The organism is Curvivirga aplysinae, assembly GCF_009711445.1.
In the GTDB taxonomy this organism is placed as follows: Bacteria; Pseudomonadota; Alphaproteobacteria; order UBA8366; family Aestuariispiraceae; genus Curvivirga; species Curvivirga aplysinae.
Map to the genome: position 1 here is coordinate 1 of NZ_SMMC01000026.1, position 1,986 is coordinate 1,986.

Consider the following 1,986-nt stretch of genomic DNA (forward strand, 5'->3'; position numbering starts at 1 on the left):
TCTTGACTCTCTTAGATATAAAGATACCATAAAAAACAATCTATAGATGATTATTATTGTTTAAAAATATTCACTAATATCGTCTTTTTATCAATATCTAATTTAGGCTGATGATAGGGTATTGCAATCTAAAATGGGAGCGCTTATGGCTACTCATTTCATTTAAATTGTCGAAAATACTTCTGTAACACATAGTCTAGATAAGTTACTTGCTGATGGAGATGCTTTAACCTTCTCTGCGGTGACGCAACCGGCTAATGGTACGGTTACGGTTAATGCTGATGGGACTTATACTTATACACTGGCGATTGATTTTAAAGGTGATGATAGTTTTATATATCGCGTGACCGATCCAAATGGTTTGGGTAATGTTGTTACCCAGGCGCCACCACCTGTGACTAATTTGTTAGGTGTTTGGCCTTGATGCATCTGCTTCATCTACGATCACGGATGTTGATTTAAATGGGACGATTGAACAGTGGTCAGATAAGAGTGGTAATAACCGACATGCTACTCAAGGCATGGAAGGGTTCCGTCCTCTCTATGATGCTTCTGCCTTTGATGTTCGTGGAGGTATTAATTTTGATCATATCGATGATTATCTCTAGATGTCCTATACATTAGATTGTGATGGTATGTCGCTCTTTACTGTTTTCGTACTACTGAAGACGGACATCTTTGAATATAGAATCAAGCAATTCGTTAAGATATTTAAGAGCTAGGAGTTAGCGTAGACAATGGCCAGCATATTTTGAATGTGCTGCCTTCTCCTAGCTGACTTTCTATTGATAGAGAGCCTCCGCGGGCTTCAATTATTTTTTTTGTTACATACAAGCCTAAACCAATGCCGACATATTCATGTTTGGCTTTATAGGCGTCATCCCCCAACATAAAAGGTTGTCCTATTTGTTCTATGGTCTCTTCCGACATACCGGAACCATTATCTATAACCTGTAATTGTATTTTGTCTTGGTTAATGACACTCCAATCAAATATGATTTTGCCGCTTTCTTTGTCCACATGTTTATATGCATTACTTAACAGATTTAGATGAATCTGGGTTTGCATTTTCTTATTTGCAGTAAGTTTTTTTGGTACATCGGGGGAAACTTGAACAGAAAAATCGACATTATTATTGCTTTGGCTTCTTTTAAAGCGCTCCACGATTTCTTTAGAAAACTCAGTTACATTATAACTTTCAGTCGCATAATTGAATTGCTCAGATTCTAGCTTTGATAATTCAAGAATATCGTTAACCATGTCTAGCAGTAGGCTGCCGCTTGCATGGATGTCATCCAGATATTCCATGTATTTTTTATTTTTGATATGACCGTATATTTCTTGTCTCATCATATCTGAAAACCCGATGATTGCATTTAGAGGTGTGCGTAATTCATGACTCATTGATGCAATAAAGTTGGATTTGGAAATATTGGCGTTTTCTGCTAAAGCCAAACTTTCCTGAAGTTTGGTCTCAGCATGTTTTTGGGCGGAAAGATCCATTGAGATTGTTATAATTGCCCTTACTTTCCCGTCTTCGTCAAAGATAGGAGACTTCGTCGTAACGACATTGTATTCTTTGCCATTTACGTCCGGTATTGTTTCTTCGTAATTTGTTAAAGCCTTGCCAGTTGAAATAACGGTCTGATCATTATTTGTCGTATAGCTACCGTAAGATTTGTTGATAAGTTCAGATGCTGTTTTTCCAACGGTTTCAGAAGGGGGGATCTTATAAAGCATGTCAGCTTGATACTGATTGACAAAGATGTATTTGTAATCCGTATCTTTAATACTAACCGTCACAGGTACAGAATTCAGAATTGTTTCAAATAACCCACCTTCTCCAAGATAGTAAGGAGAGTCATTCTTCTTATTTATCTGTTTTTTGTGGCGTTCTTTTGTTTTTGCAAAAGCATGGCATGTCAGAAAACCGCAACCAAAAGCGATTGCTAATAACAAATATATAAAGCCAGTTTCATTCATATT

At 36.9% G+C, this 1,986-nt stretch carries 3 protein-coding genes; 2 read left to right on the forward strand and 1 reads right to left on the reverse strand.

Annotated elements, in window-relative coordinates; all coding sequences use genetic code 11:
- Positions 1-166 precede the first annotated feature (166 nt).
- Positions 167-424, forward strand: a complete 258-nt coding sequence (locus E1160_RS00175) for an Ig-like domain-containing protein (protein ID WP_328597101.1) — start codon at positions 167-169, stop codon at positions 422-424.
- Positions 411-608 carry a hypothetical protein gene (locus E1160_RS00180; RefSeq protein ID WP_155152975.1) on the forward strand — a complete coding sequence of 66 codons (198 nt, stop codon included), beginning with the start codon at positions 411-413 and terminating at the stop codon, positions 606-608. Before E1160_RS00175 ends, E1160_RS00180 begins: the two co-directional genes overlap by 14 nt.
- A gap of 103 nt (positions 609-711) precedes the next feature.
- Here the strand turns inward: E1160_RS00180 and E1160_RS00185 are convergent.
- Positions 712-1,986, reverse strand: a 1,275-nt coding sequence (locus E1160_RS00185; RefSeq protein ID WP_155152976.1) for a PAS domain-containing sensor histidine kinase, incomplete at its 5' end; no start/stop codon positions are given.